Source organism: Dictyobacter vulcani, from assembly GCF_008974265.1.
Classification (GTDB): Bacteria; Chloroflexota; Ktedonobacteria; order Ktedonobacterales; family Ktedonobacteraceae; genus Dictyobacter; species Dictyobacter vulcani.
This window is the reverse complement of sequence record NZ_BKZW01000001.1, coordinates 413,069-432,948: the sequence shown is the minus strand read 5'-3', so window position 1 is coordinate 432,948 and position 19,880 is coordinate 413,069. Positions and strand designations below refer to the sequence as shown.

General features: G+C 48.3%; 12 protein-coding genes and 1 pseudogene. 6 read left to right on the top strand and 7 right to left on the bottom strand.

The genetic code is table 11. The features are described from left to right. The first annotated feature begins 395 nt into the window (after nucleotides 1–395). The 3 genes from KDW_RS01800 (at nucleotide 396) to ftsH (ending at nucleotide 7,443) form a co-directional block, all read left to right on the top strand. Nucleotides 396–2,687, top strand: a complete 2,292-nt coding sequence (locus KDW_RS01800) for a Tex family protein (protein WP_151754380.1) — start codon at nucleotides 396–398, stop codon at nucleotides 2,685–2,687. A gap of 25 nt (nucleotides 2,688–2,712) precedes the next feature. Then, the gene (locus KDW_RS01795) at nucleotides 2,713–4,575 is read left to right on the top strand and encodes a S9 family peptidase (protein WP_151754379.1); all 1,863 of its coding nucleotides are present in this window, start codon (nucleotides 2,713–2,715) and stop codon (nucleotides 4,573–4,575) included. Nucleotides 4,576–5,133: 558 nt separating this feature from the next. Continuing rightward, nucleotides 5,134–7,443 (top strand): ATP-dependent zinc metalloprotease FtsH, encoded by a 2,310-nt coding sequence (ftsH, locus tag KDW_RS01790; protein WP_151754378.1) that lies wholly within the window; start codon nucleotides 5,134–5,136, stop codon nucleotides 7,441–7,443. 111 nt (nucleotides 7,444–7,554) lie between these two features. On the opposite strand, the gene KDW_RS01785 is transcribed toward ftsH, so the two are convergent. The 7 genes and pseudogenes from KDW_RS01785 to KDW_RS01750 all read right to left on the bottom strand — a co-directional run bounded on the left by KDW_RS01785 (nucleotide 7,555) and on the right by KDW_RS01750 (nucleotide 15,288). Beyond that, a complete protein-coding gene (locus tag KDW_RS01785) occupies nucleotides 7,555–8,298 on the bottom strand; it encodes a nucleotidyltransferase domain-containing protein (RefSeq protein ID WP_151754377.1) in 744 nt (247 codons plus the stop codon). A 474-nt stretch (nucleotides 8,299–8,772) separates the two neighbouring features. After that, on the bottom strand, nucleotides 8,773–8,988 hold the full coding sequence (locus KDW_RS35705) for a hypothetical protein (protein WP_371876241.1): 216 nt from the start codon (nucleotides 8,986–8,988) through the stop codon (nucleotides 8,773–8,775). Further along, nucleotides 8,934–9,701, bottom strand: a complete 768-nt coding sequence (locus KDW_RS01775) for a PP2C family protein-serine/threonine phosphatase (protein WP_162004864.1) — start codon at nucleotides 9,699–9,701, stop codon at nucleotides 8,934–8,936. Before KDW_RS01775 ends, KDW_RS35705 begins: the two co-directional genes overlap by 55 nt. A 316-nt stretch (nucleotides 9,702–10,017) precedes the next feature. Then, nucleotides 10,018–10,722, bottom strand: a complete 705-nt coding sequence (locus KDW_RS01770; RefSeq protein ID WP_162004863.1) for a type 1 glutamine amidotransferase — start codon at nucleotides 10,720–10,722, stop codon at nucleotides 10,018–10,020. Nucleotides 10,723–11,032: 310 nt separating this feature from the next. Continuing rightward, nucleotides 11,033–13,178, bottom strand: a pseudogene (locus tag KDW_RS01760) (alpha-amylase/4-alpha-glucanotransferase domain-containing protein). A 252-nt stretch (nucleotides 13,179–13,430) separates the two neighbouring features. Next, nucleotides 13,431–14,714 (bottom strand): RNA-guided endonuclease InsQ/TnpB family protein, encoded by a 1,284-nt coding sequence (locus tag KDW_RS01755; protein WP_151754372.1) that lies wholly within the window; start codon nucleotides 14,712–14,714, stop codon nucleotides 13,431–13,433. After that, entirely contained in the window at nucleotides 14,677–15,288 is a 612-nt protein-coding gene (locus KDW_RS01750; RefSeq protein ID WP_151754371.1) for an IS607 family transposase, read from the bottom strand. The genes KDW_RS01755 and KDW_RS01750 overlap by 38 nt, the downstream gene beginning before the upstream one ends. Nucleotides 15,289–15,517: 229 nt before the next feature. On the opposite strand from KDW_RS01750, the gene KDW_RS01745 reads away from it, so the two are divergent. The 3 genes from KDW_RS01745 to KDW_RS01735 all read left to right on the top strand — a co-directional run bounded on the left by KDW_RS01745 (nucleotide 15,518) and on the right by KDW_RS01735 (nucleotide 19,766). After that, the gene (locus KDW_RS01745) at nucleotides 15,518–16,285 is read left to right on the top strand and encodes a response regulator transcription factor (RefSeq protein ID WP_151754370.1); all 768 of its coding nucleotides are present in this window, start codon (nucleotides 15,518–15,520) and stop codon (nucleotides 16,283–16,285) included. 2 nt (nucleotides 16,286–16,287) lie between these two features. Further along, nucleotides 16,288–18,660: a sensor histidine kinase gene (locus KDW_RS01740; protein WP_151754369.1), complete on the top strand. Its 2,373-nt coding sequence runs from the start codon at nucleotides 16,288–16,290 to the stop codon at nucleotides 18,658–18,660. Between the two features lie 206 nt (nucleotides 18,661–18,866). Continuing rightward, complete coding sequence (locus KDW_RS01735; RefSeq protein WP_151754368.1) at nucleotides 18,867–19,766, top strand: SDR family oxidoreductase; 900 nt, start codon at nucleotides 18,867–18,869, stop codon at nucleotides 19,764–19,766. Nucleotides 19,767–19,880: the final 114 nt, after the last annotated feature.

Here is a 19,880-nt window from a genome sequence, read left to right as displayed (position 1 = left end):
GGCCTGCACTACCTGTACTGGCATCCAGGCAAGCACCGTTTATTAATTTCCTCATCTTGATGCTCCTTGGATTGCTTATCGCCTGGATACTGGGCTGGCTCGGTGGCATCTGGGGGCGTAACCATTCCGCTTCTCACTGATCCAGTCGCGATTGCTGTTATGGTGACAGGTTGGAAATGAATCATGAAGGCAACAGCTACTGCCACGGTAGCCTGACGAGCAGGTAGAAACACAGGATCGTAAATGTTATACTGGTAAACGTTATCCCCAAGAGTTGGGGGAACGTTTACTTCTAATTTGCAATGGGATTTCCGGTTTTATCGGACCATCCATTGTCCAGGGAAGGTAGGCTTAGATAATTGGCGACTCAAGAATCCCTCAATCAAACTGCACCCATGTCCGATAATGCTGCTGCTACTTTGTCAGTTGAAGATATTGCGCGAACTTTAAGTGTTGAGTTAAATCTTGGTCAGGGTCAGATCATTCGTACGATTGCCTTGATTGATGAAGGGAACACAACTCCTTTTATTGCGCGTTATCGTAAAGAGGTTACTGGCAGCCTCGACGAGGTACAGATCCAGACCATTGCTGATCGAGCCTCGGCTCTGCGGGCGTTGTTTGAGCGTAAGCAAGATGTGCATCGCCTGATCGAAGGCCAGGGTAAACTGACACCTGAACTTGCGGCTTCTATTGAGGCGGCGAAGACATTGCAAGAAGTTGAAGATCTGTATCTGCCATATCGTCCAAAGCGGAAGACGCGTGCCAGCGTGGCGCGTGAAAAAGGCCTGGCACCACTGGCAGAGCTTATTTTACAGCAGCCCGAGGTCGCAGGAGATGGAAATACATTTCTTGATGAGCAGGCACAACCCTTCCTGAATGCTGATAAAGGCGTTGAGACCAGTTTAGAAGCTTATGCCGGGGCAAGTGATATTGTAGCTGAGATGATTGCTGAAGATGCTTCAGTACGTGGTAGTGTACGATCCTCGTTTTTTAAGCAGTCGGCGGTAGGTGCTAAAGTAGTTGACGCCGAAAAAGTGGCTGAAAAAGATCCCAATGGCGTTTATCGCCTTTATTACGACTTTAATGAAAGCGCAGCCAAACTGGTACCGCACCGCGTGTTGGCGCTTAACCGAGGCGAACGTGAAGATGTGTTGCGTATCAACATTGCCTATCCTTATGAACAGGCCAAACGTGATATTGTTGCGCACTATCCAGTAAAGTCCACCTCACCCTTTGGTCCATTAATGGCTGAGGCCATGGAAGATGGATACAAGCGTTTGCTTTCGCCAGCAATGGAGCGGGAAGTACGTGTTGAGTTGACACGTAAAGCTGAAGAGCATGCGATTAATGTTTTTGCCACCAACCTGCGTAATCTTTTGCTACAGCCGCCTCTGCGCGGGAAGAAAGTGCTGGGCATTGATCCAGGCTATCGTACTGGTTGCAAGTTGACCGTGGTAGATGAGACTGGTAAATACATTACCTCTGACACTATGTATCTGTACCAGACAGATAAGGCTCGCAAATTGTTGCAACAGATGCTCTCTGATTATCATATCAGCGTGATTGCTATTGGTAATGGAACAGCTTCTCGTGAGACAGAACAACTGGTAGCCGAGCTATTGCGTGAACTGGCCGAGAAAAACAAAGATACCGAACCGATCGGATATATGATTGTCAATGAAGCGGGTGCATCGGTGTATTCAGCCTCTGAGGCGGCCCGTGAAGAGTTCCCCACTCTGGATGCCACTCAACGTGGCACGATTTCTATTGCCCGCCGCTTGCAAGATCCCCTGGCCGAATTAGTAAAAATTGATCCTAAAGCTGTTGGTGTTGGTTTGTATCAGCATGATGTGGATCAGAAAGAGTTGGCGGCGACCCTGGAGCGTGTGGTCGCGTCGTGTGTAAACTTTGCGGGTGTTGAGGTCAATTCAGCCTCGGCGGCTTTACTCAAGCATGTCTCTGGTATCAATACCCGGGTTGCTAATGCCATCGTCAAATATCGTGAAGCCAATGGTCCATTTAAGTCTCGTAAGGACCTGATGAAAGTACCTGGATTAGGTCAGGCAACCTTTGTGCAGGCCGCTGGATTCTTAAAGATTTCCTCTGGCCATGAGCCATTGGATAATACCTTTATCCACCCTGAAAGTTATGAGGCAGCGCGTACGCTGCTTAAGATGTTGCCAGAAGAAGAGAAAGCCGCCAAAACAGCAGAGCGGATTGCGCAGTTTCGCCAGCTTATCAAGCTCCAGAATAGCCTGGGCCGTTCCAATCATAATCGTGGGAATGCCGCAGCAAGTGGTGAAGCCGCTGCATGGGCAGATATTGCTGCCAAAGCAGGTGTGGGTCTACCCACATTACAGGATATTATGGAAAATCTGGAGAAGCCAGGATTGGATCCACGTGATGAATTGCCACCTCCCATTCTGCGCCATGATGTCCTGAAGATGGAAGACTTACAACCGGGAATGATCCTGCAGGGAACCGTGCGCAATGTGGTCGATTTTGGTGCTTTTGTTGATATTGGTGTGAAGCATGATGGACTGGTGCATGTGTCAGAGATGGCAGATCGATTTGTACGTGATCCATTAAGTGTCGTGGCTGTGGGTCAGGTTGTGCAGGTGCGGGTACTGGAAATCGATCTTAAGCGGAGCCGTGTACAACTGAGCATGCGTGGTATCACCGCATAGTGCAATGAAGATAGGAAAATAAAATATGGTCAATGAAAGCTATAGTTTTGAACGCTATCTCAATGTACGGACAGCCTTCGGGCCTCATTTTTCTCCAGATGGTAAGAAGCTGAGTTTTTTAACGAATATTACCGGTGTTGCTGAGGTCTGGAGTGTGCCATTGGAACGCCAGATTTCGGCACCGCTATGGCCTGAGCAACTGACGTTTAGGGGTGAGCGTGTTTCGAGCGCGGTATATTCTCCCCATGCTGATGTCTTGCTTGTCTCGGGTGATATCGGTGGTAATGAGCGTGCTCAACTCTTTTTGCTGCAGGCAGATGGATCACGTTTGACTCCACTTACCTCTCATTTAGAGGCCATGCACATTTTTGGTGGCTGGTCTCCAGATGGCCAGTCGATTACTTATAGTAGCAATGAGCGTGATGCGCGCTACTTTGATGTCTACGAGTTGGACATTGCGGGTGGTGAGCCCCGTTTACTGCTGCAACAGGACGGTACTAATTATAGCAGTGGTTATTCACCAGATGGCTCTCAGGTGTTGGTCTCGCGTTGGATCTCCAATACGCAGAGCCAGTTTTTTCTGGTGGAGCGGGAATCTGGTCGCGTGCGGACCTTAACTCCTGATGTGTCATCTGGGGAGCGTGGGGCCCTCTATCAGGCCGCTTCCTGGTCCGCTGACCGCGAGGGCTTGTACCTGCTAAGCAATCGTGATCGGCAGTTTCACTCCCTGGCGTATCTGGATCTGACCTTGCTGGAACTGCAGTATCTACGCGAGGATGCCTGGGACGTTGAACTGCTTACGCTGGCCAGAGATGGCAAGACACTGGCAATGACACTCAATGAGGATGGATATTCAACTCTGGAAATTTTTGATGTGTCTCATGGCTGGGAGCAACGCCAACCGTTGCTGGTACCGACGCTGCCACGAGGGGTAATTGCTGAAATGGCCTGGTCTGAAGATGGAACTCAGCTGGCGTTGGTGTATGCAACCGCCGACGAGGCAGCAGATATCTGGATCTGGAATCTTCAGACTGGTACTATCAATCGTGCAACCCAGAGCTCCCGGGGCGGTATTCCACGTTCAGCCTTTGTGTCCCCCACACTGGTACGTTATCCCACCTTTGATGGACGCGAGATACCCGCCTTTCTCTATCTGCCAGGCGATCAGCAGCAGCAGGTACCTGTTATCATCAACGTACATGGAGGTCCTGAGGGACAATCGCGTCCGCTATTTGATCCAGTAACCCAATATTTTGTGTCTCAGGGCTATGCGGTTCTTGCTCCCAATGTGCGTGGTAGCACGGGTTATGGTTACGAGTATCAAAGTCTGGATGATGTACGTTTGCGCATGGACTCCGTTGCCGATCTGCAACATGCTGCATTATGGTTGCGTGAAAGTGGCATTGCAGCCAGTGATCGTATCGTCGTTATGGGTGGTAGTTATGGTGGCTTTATGGTGTTGTCCGCGATCACCAACTATCCAGATCTCTGGGCGGCAGCAGTAGATATTGTCGGTATTGCAAACTTCGTTACTTTCCTGGAGAACACCGGTCCCTGGCGACGTAAATTGCGTGAATCTGAGTATGGCAGCCTGGAACAGGATCGTGATTTCCTGGAAAAGATTTCGCCGATTCGCCTGGTCGAGAATATTACTGCACCTCTGTTTGTTATCCATGGTGCCAACGACCCTCGTGTGCCTGTTGGAGAGGCTGAACAGATTGTGGCCGCGCTTCGCCAGCGCCAGGTACCCGTAGAGTATCTGCGTTTTGAAGATGAAGGGCATGGTTTGATCAAGCGCAGTAATCGTTTGCAGGCCTATCCTGCGATTGCTCGCTTTTTACAGCAATATCTGATCCCGGCTTCTGAGACAACGCCTACTGCGCGTTAATACACCTTCGTAATCCAGATCAAGACAGACCCCCTTGCCAGAGAATTTCTACCACATTCTCTGGCAAGGGGGTCTGTCTTGAAACCTGAACCTCATGTATCTATCCTCATCAGCTAGCCCGGTGCATTCGACTATATTTTAACGGTAAATTTCGTGTATCGAGTACTGGTAATAACTACGTAATAAGAAATATCACCCTATTCAATAGGAAGCCATTCAATTTTGCTCGTCGCGAGTCAGTGGAGTTCAACGATAGCTTTTCAAGAGCCTGGCAGATCTTTTGGATTGTTAGCAAAAGGGGTGATGTTTCAGGTATGGATAATATGTGTTGGTATCTTTTGATACATGCTGGTTTGTTTTGGAGTGGGAAGAAAGTACTGAGTACAGTATGAGTCATGTCGAAACGCGGTAAACTACAGCTAGTTTGATCAAAGATAAAAGCTTATGTTTTTTTGCCGGGGATGGTCTGTATCTGTCTTCGATGATGTTATGAAAAAGATAGAGCACTGCTAAACAATTAGTAACGAAAAGCGATCTGTTTTTAGGTGAGGTGAAGGTATGGATGACAAGGCTCGTCGTCGTATGAAACTGCACAATAGGCAGGGTCAACGGCAGCCAATAAGCTATTATGGGCATAAATATTGGGATTTTGTATATCGTCACCGTAACTCTGCTATCACTGCTGTCTTGCTGGTAATATTGTGTGCACTAGTGCTAGGTCTCGCGGCCCAACTTCCCGCGCCGAATGCAAATACCCCTGCTGATGGATCCCAGGTTATCGATTATTCGACATTTATTCATCAGATAGGGAATGGCAATGTGACGGCGGTAACGATTCAGAATGATGATGTACATGTGTTATTAAAACATCCCATGCAATCTACACAAAATGAATCGAACAATAGCAATTTAAAATCGCAAGCTGCTCCTATCGATGTACAAAGCTGGACGCATGCAATTGAAAATAATGATACCATTGCGGCAACCACTGCTCAGAATATGGTAACTATTGATGACCACACAGTCTATGCACATATCCCTGCCAATGGTAAGACTCTCTTGATATCACAATTAGCTGCCGCTAAGGTTACTATTGCTGTACTTCCAGTTTCCCCGCCTTCACCAATACTCTCCATAATCGTGCGTTTTCTGCCATTGTTAGTCGTAGGGCTATTCTTGCTGGTCTTTTTTCTCTTGCGTCAAAATCAGAATCCCCTGGGTTCGATGGATGAGCGCATTACAAAAATGGGAAAGAGTCGTGCCCGGCGTTTTGATCGTTTGCCAGAAGGAGCAGTCGTACCTAAGAATAATCAGGCTTCTGCCTCGGATTCTGCGAAGATGCCGATACGTTCTCGCTCGACAACTGCAGTCGCCAAACCAGCCACTGCCCGTGTCTCCAGCGTTCCTTCCGTTACCTTCGCGCATGTGGCTGGTATTGATGAAGTGAGAGCTGAACTCATTGAGATTGTGCAGTTTTTGCGTGAACCTCAGAAATTTGATCGCTTAGGTGCCCATATTCCGCGTGGCGCTCTTTTAGTTGGGGCTCCTGGAACCGGCAAGACGTTACTGGCAAAAGCCGTGGCCGGTGAGGCGCAGGTGCCTTTTTTTAGTATGAGTGCATCGGAATTCGTGGAAATGTTTGTGGGTGTAGGGGCCAGCCGTGTGCGAGACCTTTTCCAACAGGCGCGTCAGGTTGCTCCCTGCGTCGTCTTCATTGATGAGATTGATGCAGTCGGACGAAAACGTTCGATGCGCGCGGCCAGTAGTGACGAACGCGATCAAACGTTGAATCAGCTTTTAGTGGAATTAGACGGTTTTGATCCGCGCCAGGCTGTGATTGTGCTGGCAGCCACCAATCGGGTAGATATTCTGGATAATGCGTTGTTACGTCCAGGTCGTTTTGATCGACGCATCACGGTATCCGCACCGGATCGTGTTGGACGTGAAGCTATCTTACGTGTCCATACACGTGAGACCCCCTTGTCTGGTGATGTTTCTTTGGAGCGGCTGGCTCGTCTCTCCACCGGTATGACTGGTGCCGATCTGGCAAACCTTGTCAATGAAGCAGCGCTTTCGGCTGCCAGAAAGGATTTACCGGCCCTTACACACGACTGCTTTGAAGATGCCCTGGCTCGTATTCAACTGGGAGCATTACGCCCGCTGGTCATGAGCGAAGCAGAGAAGCGCATTATTGCTGTACATGAAGGTGGTCATGCTCTGGTGGCTCATCATCTACCTGAGGCGGACCGTGTGAATCGCGTCACCATTTTGCCACGTGGCCAGAGTCTTGGGGTCACGCAATTTAGCGCTGAGATAGATCGCTATAATTTCAGCCGTGAAGCATTGATGGCGCGTATCGCAGTTGGTCTGGGTGGCCGGGTAGCTGAAGAGCTTAGTTTTGGTAGTCAGCGCATCACCACGGGTGCAGAAAATGACCTGCAAGTTGTGACCAACCTGGCCCGGAAAATGGTGACACGTTGGGGGATGAGTGAGCAGGTAGGATTAGTGTTTGCGGATTATCGTCCAGAGGAAAATTACGCGCTTAATTTACGCCGGTTGGCACCTGATGCTGTACCAGCCCGGGCACATACTCTGGTAGCGGATGCGCAGGGCAATCTGCGTTTGAACGGCTCGGCATCCATCCCAGATAGGTATTATGCGCAGGCTATGGCAGCTAAGCAATCAGGTGGTGCGATGATGAGCGCACTGGTTGATGCAGAAGTGCAGCATATTCTAAATGAGGGTCGGGACATGGCGCGTCGCATTTTAACTGAACATGCCAGCCAGCTCTATATCCTGGCTGATGCATTAATGGAACATGAGCAATTAGATCGAGCGCGGTTTGAAGATGTTGTAAAAACAGCGTAACATGCCATTGAAACATGCCGGACGAATGACTTTGCTCGGCATGTTTCAATGGCCTATCCTTGTAGATTATCACATTCTTGTGCGCTCGGGGTATTTGTATGCGCAACGTTTTTACAATGGATCAGAGGCTAAAATTTTATGCTGCTGATTATCCTCTTTAATGCCTCGTATCACTTGGTGGTTGCGTCCACCAACTGTATTGAGGGCTTCTTCTGCCAGCGTAATTAACTCGTCTTTGCGCCCATGTTTGTAGTAGGCATCCAGGGCCGCACAGCATTTTTGCGCCAGAATTGGATCATAATCCTGACAGGCACGCAGGAGCCATTTGCCTGCACCCAGCCACTGACGATTGGCTCGTAGCTGAATATCAATGCTCTCCCCCAGAACATGTTGGGCAATAATATAACTTTCGTAGGGATTGCGTGATGAGATAAAGTCATCAAGCAGATTGGTCAATTGATGCCTGTATTTGTCCATATCATCATCACTAACTGGCTCTGGACCATAGTCTATCACCATCCTGGCTTCTTGTTGTATCTGTTGCGCCAGTCCATCCTCATCTTTAATAATGATGCCCTGCGCACACATATGGGTTAAAACTGGCCGCCGATTTAGCATATCTTTTTTGAAAAATTGACGGCAGGTCTCATGTGAGTTAAATAAGACATCAATAGATCTGCCAAATGCCTGTAAAGACTCTTCGTAGGTTGTTTTAGCTCCTTCAACCACCACCACTATATCTAGATCTGATTTATCTGTTTCTTCCCCACGACACGCGCTACCAGCCAGGATCGCTGCTTTACAATGAGGAAATTCTTGTTCAACGAACTTTCTTGCAATTTCAATACTATTCATGGAACTCTGCCTTTCAAGTGACCTGGCACTATACAATTCAAGCACTATTCTTTATCGGAACAGGTTGATAAAAATAATGATGTTTGTGGCTCACTTCCCTTTCTGGCAGTTTTCTTCGTTGGTTAGCGATAGAAAGGGAAATAATATGTTCTGGTGCTGTCTATCCATAGCATGTAGCCTGATATAATTGTAACCTGTTTTAGAATAGTAGAATGGTTACATTTATATTTATCAGTGTTTTGTTCAGTAATACATACTAAAAACTTTAGTCGTCAATAGAGCAGTTGAGATTTTTACGTTGTTATCCGAGGAAGCTGAGTTGAGGGATGTATTGAAAGAGGGTGTGACAGCTGAGATTCTGGCAACTGAGATGAAGAAAGCTTTGGGGCCGCTAGCGACCCCGCTTTGCATGGATCATTTTCTACCGTTTATGAGAACACAATCGGTGTCGATATACTTGATACACTGGCAAAATCAGAAACGACATGTCATGACAATCGCACTCATATCGTCAGGTTTTGAACGTATGGTGTGATTACGGTCTTCATGTGATCTCTGGCGGGCGCTTTCAACCAGGATACGGCCTGCGGATTGGCGAGGGCTGTTTCTCAGGATATTTTCAATTTCTTCATCAGTCAAATTATCGTGGATGCCATCGGTACAAAGTAAGACGCGATCTCCGGGATGAATACTGATCTTATCTGTATGGATGGTTGGCGGATAGGACCGCCCAGGGCCTGGGTGATGCCACCACGGAGTCGGAAGTAGCTATACTCAACTTCAGAGAGTTGATCGGCTCGCATGGCCTGATCAATACGGAAGGCGTGGTATTCATTGACGATCTGATTTTCAACCAGTTTGGTTAGCAGACCATCGTCATGTGTCAGGCGTTTTAAATGTTCCTCACCACGCAAAAGATAGATACGACTATCTCCTACGTGCGCATAAAACATAGTATAATCATGTGAATTCGGTTGACGACAAATTGCGGCGAGGGCGACTGTCGTTGCGAGATCATCGGTGCCAGCTCTATCTGCGCCGTTTGTCCGTACTTCTTCATCAGAATCTAGAATAAGTTTTTCTAAAACTTTGCACATGTCACGCTTGTTGCAATCTTCTAGAAAAGTATAAGCTTTGCGCCGCTGGCGATCTTTGGTCAGTACACGTTTCCATGTCTGACGTGTTGAATTTGCTGCGGTCTGAGAAGCGATTTCAGCGGCTGCGCTGCCCCCAACGCCATCAAAAACAGCAAAAAGGCCACCGAGCTCATCTATAATCATATTGTCTTCATTGCGGGTTGGGTGGCGTTCGTTGGCGATGCTGCGGCTAGAAGTAGCGAAAGGTGATCGCTTATGAAGATGATGGATATTATTACGTTTATAATGTCGTGTTTTGTGTGGCATCTTCTTCGACTGCTGCCTTTCGGGTGATTTCACTATAGATGTTGTTCTTTTGTTTATCACTTGATAATTCATGTCTATACCATTTACAATAGAACAGACCTCTTGGTCCAGGAATACCTTTAAATGTTTGTACTTCCCTTGTGATACTTGCTCTACCTGGTCACAACCCCAACGTTTCCGTTCTATACATTTTTGGGGTCCGCTAGATTGGTGTATTGGACGAACCCATACTTGTTGGTAGAATAAACTATTGAGTGCAAGTATATCAGATTGCAAGACGAAAAGAAAAGGGTTTTGCACCCTTAGATACCATTTTTCAATGGATCAGGTTGCAGATCCCTAGAAAATTCTCGAATAGCGTTTTGGTGTGCTGTTGATAAATAGGAAACGCTTTTTCCCGCTCTTGCTCTATGGCCTGGTATGCTGGAAGTCCAAGCACCTCGATAATACTCTCTTTCATTGACGGATGGTAAAGCCAGGTATTAAGAGTATCACTATCAAGTTCTATGTGGTACTGAAGCCCGTAGGAACAGCGTCCATAGCGGAATGCCTGATTCTCTGTATTGGTACTTGTTGCTAAAAGCATGGCCTCTGCTGGCAAGTCAAATGTATCTTCATGCCAGTGAAAGACCTTCTGGGAATGGGTAATGCCTGCGAACAAAGGATCTTGTTGTCCCTGGGGAGTGAGCTGAACGTCGAAAAATCCAATTTCTGTCAGAATATGTTGTCGTGCCTTTCCACCAAGTACATCAGCGAGCATTTGTCCACCCAGGCAAATACCTAAGTAGGGAATATCCTGGCTGATAACCTGTTGCAGCCAGATTTTTTCCTGGATCAGGTAAGGATATTCCGCGTCTGCATAGACATGTTGTGAACCGCCCAATGCAATAACCGCTGCATAGGCCGTTGGATCAGGAAGGGGCGTATTTTCAGCCTGCACAACATCATAGTCAATGCCATGGTGCTCCAGGAGTGTGCCTAGATAGCCATGGGGATCTTCCCAGGTATGTTGTACTAGCAAAACTCTCTGCACCTTCACTGCTCCTTTCTATTCTATATACACAATAATCGATGGTTATCCCAACAACATAAATCGTTGACTGAATTGAGATAGTTGCCAGGTAACTTATATAGAAAAAATCGTAGCTATGACGCCTTTCTCTCCTGAGTTAAGAGAATGTGCCATGAATTGATTATACACTCTCTTATATTCAACGTCATAGCTACGATTCTTTTTTCAACCTTGCCTGTTTATGTGTATGGTCTTAGGACCTTTAGGCTACTCTGTCCGACGTCCCTGAGCAATCATCTCAACATGCCAGCTTTCGCCACTATCGAGTGCCAGTTGCCATAGAAGTAAAGTTGCTGCCCTGATGGGTACGTTCAAAGCCCGCTTCTGAACCGGTGACGGTATCGATTGAGAAATGCCAGAGTGTGGCTGTTTCACTGAGGGCAAAGCCCATATCCTGTTCTAACCAGCTGTTGCCGATATGTATCTTGTCGACATTGAGGACTTCTCCAGTGCTGTCAAAACTGTGGCTTGGCAGTTGCTGGCCCTCCACGGTGCAGTATGCCTGTGGATTGCCACCACCACCAAGGAGGTTCACGTTCCACTCCGTAGCGAAGGTTGTTTTGCAGGCGTGCCTGTCCCTGATTTTCAATACGATAGCGCACGACGATTTTTTCCTCACCCTGTGGAACGAAGAGCGTCTTGGTCAGGAGCACAGGGAGAGGACCGAATGCACCAGTGCGTTTAACCTGTCCCTGGCGGCTCATAACCACGGTGATACCCTGTTCATCCTGAGAGACGTTGGTCTCATAGGGTTGATTGGCAAAGTTGCCCAGTTCTTCATAGCGTACCTGAGAGAAACTGACCATTGGTAGGCCAGCGGGCAGGAAATGATCGACAAGGCTGCTGCGGCGATAGCGATCAAAGACCAGGTGTTGATCCAGGTCGGCTTCCTTGGTCCGAATCGTGCTGTGTGGATTGCCAGGATCACCCGCTGCTTGCTGTGAAGAGCCGCTAGCTGCATTGCGACGACGTTCCTGCTCATATGCCCGCAAGGTCTGGTGGTAACTTTCCTCTTGCCGGGTCATAACGCTAAGCAGGTTATGCGCACTGCGACGGAGATCCCACTCAAACAGGCTGCCGCCATGCTGGGGGTCCAGATAAAGGTTTTGCTGATCGCCTTCAATGATCAACTGTTGCAGGGTATTGCGTTCAAAATCAGTGAACTCATACTGCTGCCAGGGTGCTGTACCGTGTGTGATTTTATCGGCAGCGTTCTCGGCTTTGATCAGATGGTGATAAATAGCTGAGCGTACATGCGCCATGTAGATACCGCCGAAGAGACCATGCCAGTATGTGTCATTGGCCTGGGCTTTCAAGAGATGGGTCAGACCTGCCTCTTCACCAGCGCCAGCGGCCTGGACATGGTTATGGACGCGCAACATCTTTTTATGCTGATTGTTGATCTCTGCATAGCGCACCAGGAAACTGCGCCAGAAACCGCCACGCATGAATTGTAAAACATCATTGCGCTTCTCATGCTCCAATTGATGGACCAGTTGTGAGAATTGGTAGGCGCGCTGGGCAGGCAAGGCCCACTCGGTCATCTCGATATACGATGAGGTAGGAATATATACACGTCCCAGGGCCGGATGCTGTGTGGCGTGTTCACCCAGTGGTGTCGTATGCAGCCACTCGGCATTTTCTTCCAGGGCTGTAAAGAACTGGTCAACCCAACCTGAGCGTCCATCATGGCCCCAGCAATAAGGATGTGTATCTGGCCAGCTGCCAAATTTCTCGCCATCGTCACCCATCACTACAATGCGATTACCATCAGCTGTGGCCAGCTTTCTCAACGTCTCAATCGTCTCATGAGGTGGGCGCCAGGGAATAGTATACCGCAGCGACTGACTGGTAGCGAAGACTTTTAAAATTCCGGTCTGATCTTCAGTAGCATAATACCCATAGAGGTCATTGTCTTGTAAACCCACATTTTTAAAATGGATATCATCCAGAATAGTCCACTCAATGCCCGCTTCAGTTAAATAACGTGGTAAGCTTGGCTCCCAAACACGTTCTGCCAGCCACATGCCGGTCGGCTGTGTCCCAAAATCAGCTTTTACGCGCTCAGAGAGACGGCGAATTTGCGTCACTTTATCGCTATCAGGGATTGAAGGCAGGATCGGCTCATAGTAGCCACCGCCAACAATCTCGACCTGTTTTCTGGCAACCAGACGGGAGACACGCTGTAAGAACTCAGGATGGGCCTCTTCTAACCAGTCCAGTAGCGATCCTGTATAGTGAAGTGAAAGCCGCACACCTGGATGTCGTTCTAATGCCTCAATCATTGGCAAATAAGATTCTTCATATACTTGCTGAAATACCCAGGGGAAATTTCCCACTGGCTGGTGATTATGCAGCAGGAGTCCAATCTGGATACTATGTTGTGGGTTTGACCCTATTGTCATTTCTCTTTATCCTCTATGATGTATTTATCTAAGCAGGAACGTCACACAGGTTGTTGCTGGTTAATACCCCTACCTGGTACGGTGTTATGGTATAGTTTTCTCCACCTGATTTCAATATATCATAACTACCTGTATGCACAAATATCAATTTTGAGCTATTGGTTACATACATCTCACCCCATATGGTATTCCCATTGGGTTGAGATGTAATCTTACCTCAAGCTTGCCGAATATGACAATAGTTCCAAAACTCTAGCGTTTTCTAGACATTTTGAGTTTGGAGGGAATGACTATCCTCACAGGATGCACTACTAAAGACGCTGGTAACACTACCAGCGTCTTATTCACATCCTTTATCCCATTGCTGAAAGCATCTGGGAGTGCTTTGCGCAAAATGTTATAGCTGCCGTTCACATCGGCATTGAATGCTCTCCCGCTCTTTGCTTTGTACAAACCGCGTGCTATCCGTTTTCCACTGAAGACAGGTTTCTCCTCACCCGTTTTCCCGTAGACTGGGATCGTATCCAGATCAAGGAAACTGGCTTTGCTCGTGTAGCTTTCCTCTTGCACCATGACAGCGATCCCCACCAATGTCGCTTTGTAGGTCAACATGTCGATAAATCTGGCATGTGGCAATTGCACAAAGTGCTGGTTATTCTTTTTGCTCATGGTGGATTCTTGCTTCCAACCAGGATTTTTCCCAATCACCAACGTTGCGATCTGCTCGATCACCAGCACATCAATAATGCATCTGGAAACCGTATGCATGCAGTGATCAATGCGTCGGGTTCTCTTGGCCGAGACTCGTTCTAATGTCTGTGATGTGTGATGATTGTGACTCATCTTCCTGCGCATGTTTGCCGCCTGTTTGTTGTAGCGTTGGTTGACGCTCTTGATTGATCGCCCGTTAACAAGTCGTGGCACGAAGCCAGGTTTGTTTGATGTTAGCGCCACAAGATTATTCACTCCAATATCTACCGCTGCAACAAGAGATGGATCTAGTGCTTTCTGTTCTTCCACCTGGGTGTAGACCACCTCAACCACATAGCACCCAGATCGTGTGGGGACAATGCGAACTTGATCAACGTTTCGCTGTCTGGTTCGCACCTCGATGCCAAGTTGAGATGGTTTGATGATGCCTTGGCGTAATGCTGGTTGTGACAATGCCTGGATGGTGTAGACAAGCACATTCCTCCCTGCTTGCTTGTCTTTGTATCCGGGTAACTTTGGCCGTCCTAAAAAACGGGATGGATCGTCTTTATAGGCTCGCAGTGCCGCAAAGAAGGATGTCCAATTCTTGTCGAGAAGTTTGAGTACTTGCTGAGGCACTTTGGTGGGTAGGGCGCGATACGCCTCGTGCTTCTGCATGATCTTATCGATGGCATTATAGTTCACGTACTTACCAGTGAAGATGAAGTGCTGTCTGATCTCGTAGAGTGCAGCATTATAGAGATTTTTGGAGGCAAATGCCGCACGATCAAGAGCCGCAAAGCGTGGATCAGTTTTCTTGATCACGTGCTTCTCGACCAGTTGCATCCTCCTCTCCTTTCTCTAATGCTGCGACAATCTTCTCGGTTTTGCGTTTCGCTCGTCTTTGTCCATACAGTCTGGCGCAGAAGCTAGAAATGATCGAAACAAGATCGGCTAGCAGATCTTCTGTTTCGTTATCGGCCTGGTTCACGACCTCAATGTCACGCCCTTGCCCTTTGAGTAAGGTTTCAATATAGCGAAACCCGAACCTCGTCCCTCTGTCCTTATGCTCCACCACGATGAGCGTGATCGATTGATCAGAAAGCAGACCAAGGAACTTTGGACGGCTATCATTGACGCCTGATCCGACTTCTTTCACCACCTTCGTCACCTGATAGCCTTTGGCTGCACAATAGGCAACTAAGCGCTCTGCCTGACTATCAAGATTGGATGTATTCTCAGCAGAAGACACACGAGCGTAGACCGCCACTTTTTGCAGAATCTTCTGCTCTTGAATTTCTTCATCCTCAACGATAATGGTCCTACCGAATCTACGACCTTTAATTTGTCCAGCATGAAACCACCGCCAAGCTGTTTCATAACGGACACCTTTTATTTTGGCATAATCACTTAACTTCATGGGACGAATTATAGCAGAAAACGCAAGAGTTGTAAATAGTTCACTACAATTTTAGGGAACGTTTATGATACCGTTGATCGCGAGTGCATTTTTTTGCGGTCTCGGATGCTATCTTCTTGTGGCGAAAATTGCTATACTGGACAAAATGTATGGAGGCGGCCAGTAGACATCATCATTCTTTTGATAAAAAGTTGATTGATGATTGCATCGCATGGAGTAGTCCGGTTGTATGGGAACACTTAAAATATTACTTGTTGACGACCACGGTCCTTTACGTAAAGCGCTCTACCAGGGATTAGAGGCGACCAGAGAGATACAGGTAGTGGGAGAGGCGGCTACGGGTCGTGAGGCGGTGACGAGAGCGCTGGAACTGGATATGGAGGTAATCCTGATGGATGTCCAGTTGCGGGACCCACAGGCAGGGCGGCGCGCCCTGAGTGGCGTTGGCGCGGCGGTGGCTATCCGGCGTGAGCGTCCACGTATGCCAGTCGTTTTTTATTCTATTCAAGATGATGATGAGTATTATCGCGAATTTCGTGCCTCAGGAATCCTGACACACTATGCATACGTGCGCAAAAGTAACTATTTATTGCCCAGCATGCTGGTGCCGTTGTTACGTGATGCCGTGAGTGGTCGGAGCCTGGTCGATCCTGAGATCGAGGATCGCGTACAGGAAGTGCGCGATTTAGATGAGCAGTCGCCACGAGCACTGTTGGAACCGAATGAGTTGCGGGTGGCTGAGTTGATGGCGCAAGGTATGACCAATGAGCAGATTGCTACACGTTTAAGTTTGCATGACAAGCGTGCGGTGAGTCGAACGAATGGACGTATCTACGCCGCCTGGGGATTGAGTGAGAATGCCGTGGACGACAAAGTTGCTCGTGCACGCGCAACCTTGATTTTTATGCTTAACCGTATGGTAATGTGGGACGAAAATGGCATTGCGCTGGTACAAGACCGTCGGGGTGAATGGGTCCCACTCTATAAAGAAGAATAGTGATGCCCGTGCTCTTTTTTCATACTCCTGCCTTGCTTCTACAAACAATTGCTCTTGCTCTTTCTATCTTTAATTTAATTGCTTTTTTGTGGCTGGCTGTTACTGTGTGGTTAAATGGGGATCGTCATAGCTTGATTGCCCGTGTGGGTGTGGTGGGATTGAGCCTGGCTGCGCTATTTTTCTTTGTGCATTCGCTATTAATCTCCGGCCCCCTCTCTAAATCCGCTGGTGGTCCAGTCTCAACCGATTTTTTGTGGCGCTTGATCTGGTTTCCTGCCCTGGGAGTACCATATATCTGGTTTGTGATTGGACTCTATTATGCCTCCTTTTTGAACGGCAAGTGGCGTCGACGGCGGCCTGTTTTGTTACTGAGTAGCGCGGCGTTGGGTTGTAGCGTCTTATTTATTCTGCTCAGCAATCAGTCGACCTTTACGTTCAAAGAGACGCTCTTCTGGCTGGCCTATGGTAGCGATTTTGATGGTACCCGGCAGATGAGTCCATCCTTTCCCCTGGTAGCCGTGCCGATTTTATTTTTAGTCTATGTGACATTTTGTGTGATTGGTCCCTGGTTTACGCCGGCACGGGTAGGGCGCCTGTTGACGGCGTTATGGCGCTATGGTATACGCCGGGCCCGTACATTATCCTTACGTCGTGCACTGGTAGATGCTTTTTGGGATGATCAGATTGCTGTGGATAATCTAGAGGAGCCCATATTGTCCTGGCATCTTGCACGGCCAGTCCTGTTGTTGGCCGCGCTCTTCATGGTCTGTCTGACTATTAGCCTGGGCAGCATGGGTGTCTGGTCAATGATCAACTGGCTCAATGTACAGAGTCATCGCCCGCCACCGACCACTCCTGTGGTTGACCTTAATACAATTCCGACCAGTCTGATTATACTGGATGTCTATGCAACTGGCTGCGTAGCTTTAATAGTGCTCTTGATAGGATATTCAATTGTGCGCCATGGAATTTTGATTGAACGGCCATTAGCTCGCCGTGGCTTTTTTGAGCAGTGGAGGGGGATTGTAATTGTTGCCACTACCATCGCCTTATTTATCTCTTTCCTGTTATTGAGTACGCGTAGCTCATTGGGAAGTTTGCTTCTCATTACTATGATCGCGACTGGCACCTATGCCTTGTTTACCTGGAGTAGCTATACTGCCCATGATCGCTATGTGGCGCTGCTGGGACCTTTTTTGCGCAGTACCAGTGTACGTCACTGGCTGAATACTGATTTACAGAAGACTGAGCAGAATATGGAGGCTCTCTTCTTTCACCTCTGCAAAGAGGTGCTAGAGGTACGTTGCGCCCGTCTGGTTGTGCTGGCGGGTCCGGTAAGACGAAGTTTCTCTTACCGCTGGTCGATCCTGGATGCTCCTTCTCTTTCCCAGGAATTAGGTGGAACGGGTAGCAATGAACAGATATTGGGCAATGGCGATGGCAAGCAAAGTCTACGCTCGGGTCTGCACAACTATCGCATTCGCGTTATGCTTCAGGGCCTGCCAGTTATCTGCTGGGTTTTGCCTATCTATGATGAATTAGGACTGGTAGCCAGACTCTATCTTGGTCCACGGCAGAATGGTGGCGCATTTACCAATGAGGACATGGATCTGGCGCAGGCGTGTGGGCAGCGTATGCTGGATACGTTGCGTGACCACGAAGCGATGCTGGCAGTCGCTGGTTTACTACGACGGAGGGTCGTAGACGTGAAATTATTAGGTGCGCAGCAACGACGCGTTTTGCACGATGAAACATTGCCAATGCTCCATCTGGCCTTGCTTAGCCTGGAGACTATGCGCTCACTGAATCGGCAGGAGCAGGTAGAGCCAGAACGTTTTGAGGAGTCCTTGAACGAGGTGGTTGGCTCGATTAGCACAGTTCATCGTCAACTAGCCTCGATGATGCGAGCTATGTCTACAGGTGCGCCCCATCGACTTGAACGTGATGGAATGATGACCGCGATTCATACCATGCTTGAGCAGGATTTTCGACAGGCGTTTGATGCGATCGAATGGCAGGTCTCAGAAGAGACGGCTAGTTTTATTGATGATGTTGTGCCGCCAGCCATTGCAGAGTTAATCTTTGCTGCTGTGCAGGAAGCGTTGCGCAATGCGGCTCGTCATGCACGGGGCACTGATGTACACCGTCACCTGAAGATAACCATCTCTGCGACCTGTGATCCCCATTTAGAAGTACGGGTGATCGATGATGGTGTAGGGATTGTGGGTTCTAATAGCTCGACTACCGGTACTGGTGGTGGTTTACTTACCCATAGTGCGTTGCTTGCTATCGCGGGTGGGAATGTAACAGTCAAAACCGCTCCAAATGAAGGCGTTTGTGTCCGTATCTTTCTCCCCATTGAGGCGTTACGCTAAAAATTGAGGTGCTGACTCGCTTTATAATTCATGTTGCTGTCCCCTGGTTTCAATAATTTTGTTCCCTTATAGTAGAACTGGTACTCGGACGAACCATTCCTGGCGTAGATGCAAATCTATGGAAAAGGGACGCTAATAGTACCTGATGTCCATTTGCCTGACATCTCTAGCATACAGTTCTTTGTTTCAAGGAGAGGGGCACAACTATGATATTAATTACAGGTGCGACAGGTTTTATCGGTCAGCATATGGTGGCCAGGTTGGTAGCTCAAGGTGAGCGTCCTCGCTGTCTGGTACGCGATGTGGATAAAGCCGCCACCATACTTCCAGCGGATAAAGTGGAGTTGGTTCAGGGAGCAACTACCCAACCAGCAACCCTGGAGAATGCTGTTCGTGGCATTGAGACGATTGTTCATGCAGCGTTTATGACCGCTGATCGCAAACAATCTGTGGGAAATCACTATGAAGAAACGAATGTTGGTGGCACCTCAAATCTCATCCTGGCCGCAAAAGCTGCCGGTGTAAAACGGATTGTGGAGATTAGTGGCCTGGGCACCAAACCTGATAAACCGGGCAGTTATATGCAGGGACGCTATCTGTCAGAAAAGATGTTGATCGAGAGTGGTCTCGACTGGACTATTATCCGCCCTTCTGTCCTGTTTGGGAAAGGTGCTCCTTTTATTAAGGGACTGGTCGATCTGATTCAGACGGCTCCGGTGGTTCCTTTGATTGGTGGGGGCAAGACACAATTTCAGCCCATCGCTGTGGATGACGTGGTAACGGTTATCCTTAAAGTTCTGGAGGATCCGGCGCGTACTAATCGTAAGATCTTTACGATTGGTGGACCTGAGTATTACTCATTCTCTCAGGTATTTGATGTATTGTTGAAGGCGACCCATAAGAGCCGTCCGAAGGTGTATGCACCAACGCCATTGGTAGGAATTGGCGCGGCCGTTATGGAGGCCATCCTGCCTAAACCACCCCTGACAACCGCTGCGATGACGCTTTTCTCCTTTAATAACACTACCGACCTTGATAGTGTAGAGCGCGATTTTGGCTTTAAGCCTCAATCTTTCAAGGCATCTCTGGAGACACAGGGGATATAGTGGGTCAGGCGCAGATCCAGCGTTGCTGTGCTATAATAAGTGGGCATATGCGTTTATAGATTGAAGTATATGCCCACTTATGTCGGTGCATAGCATATCCACAACGGACGTGTT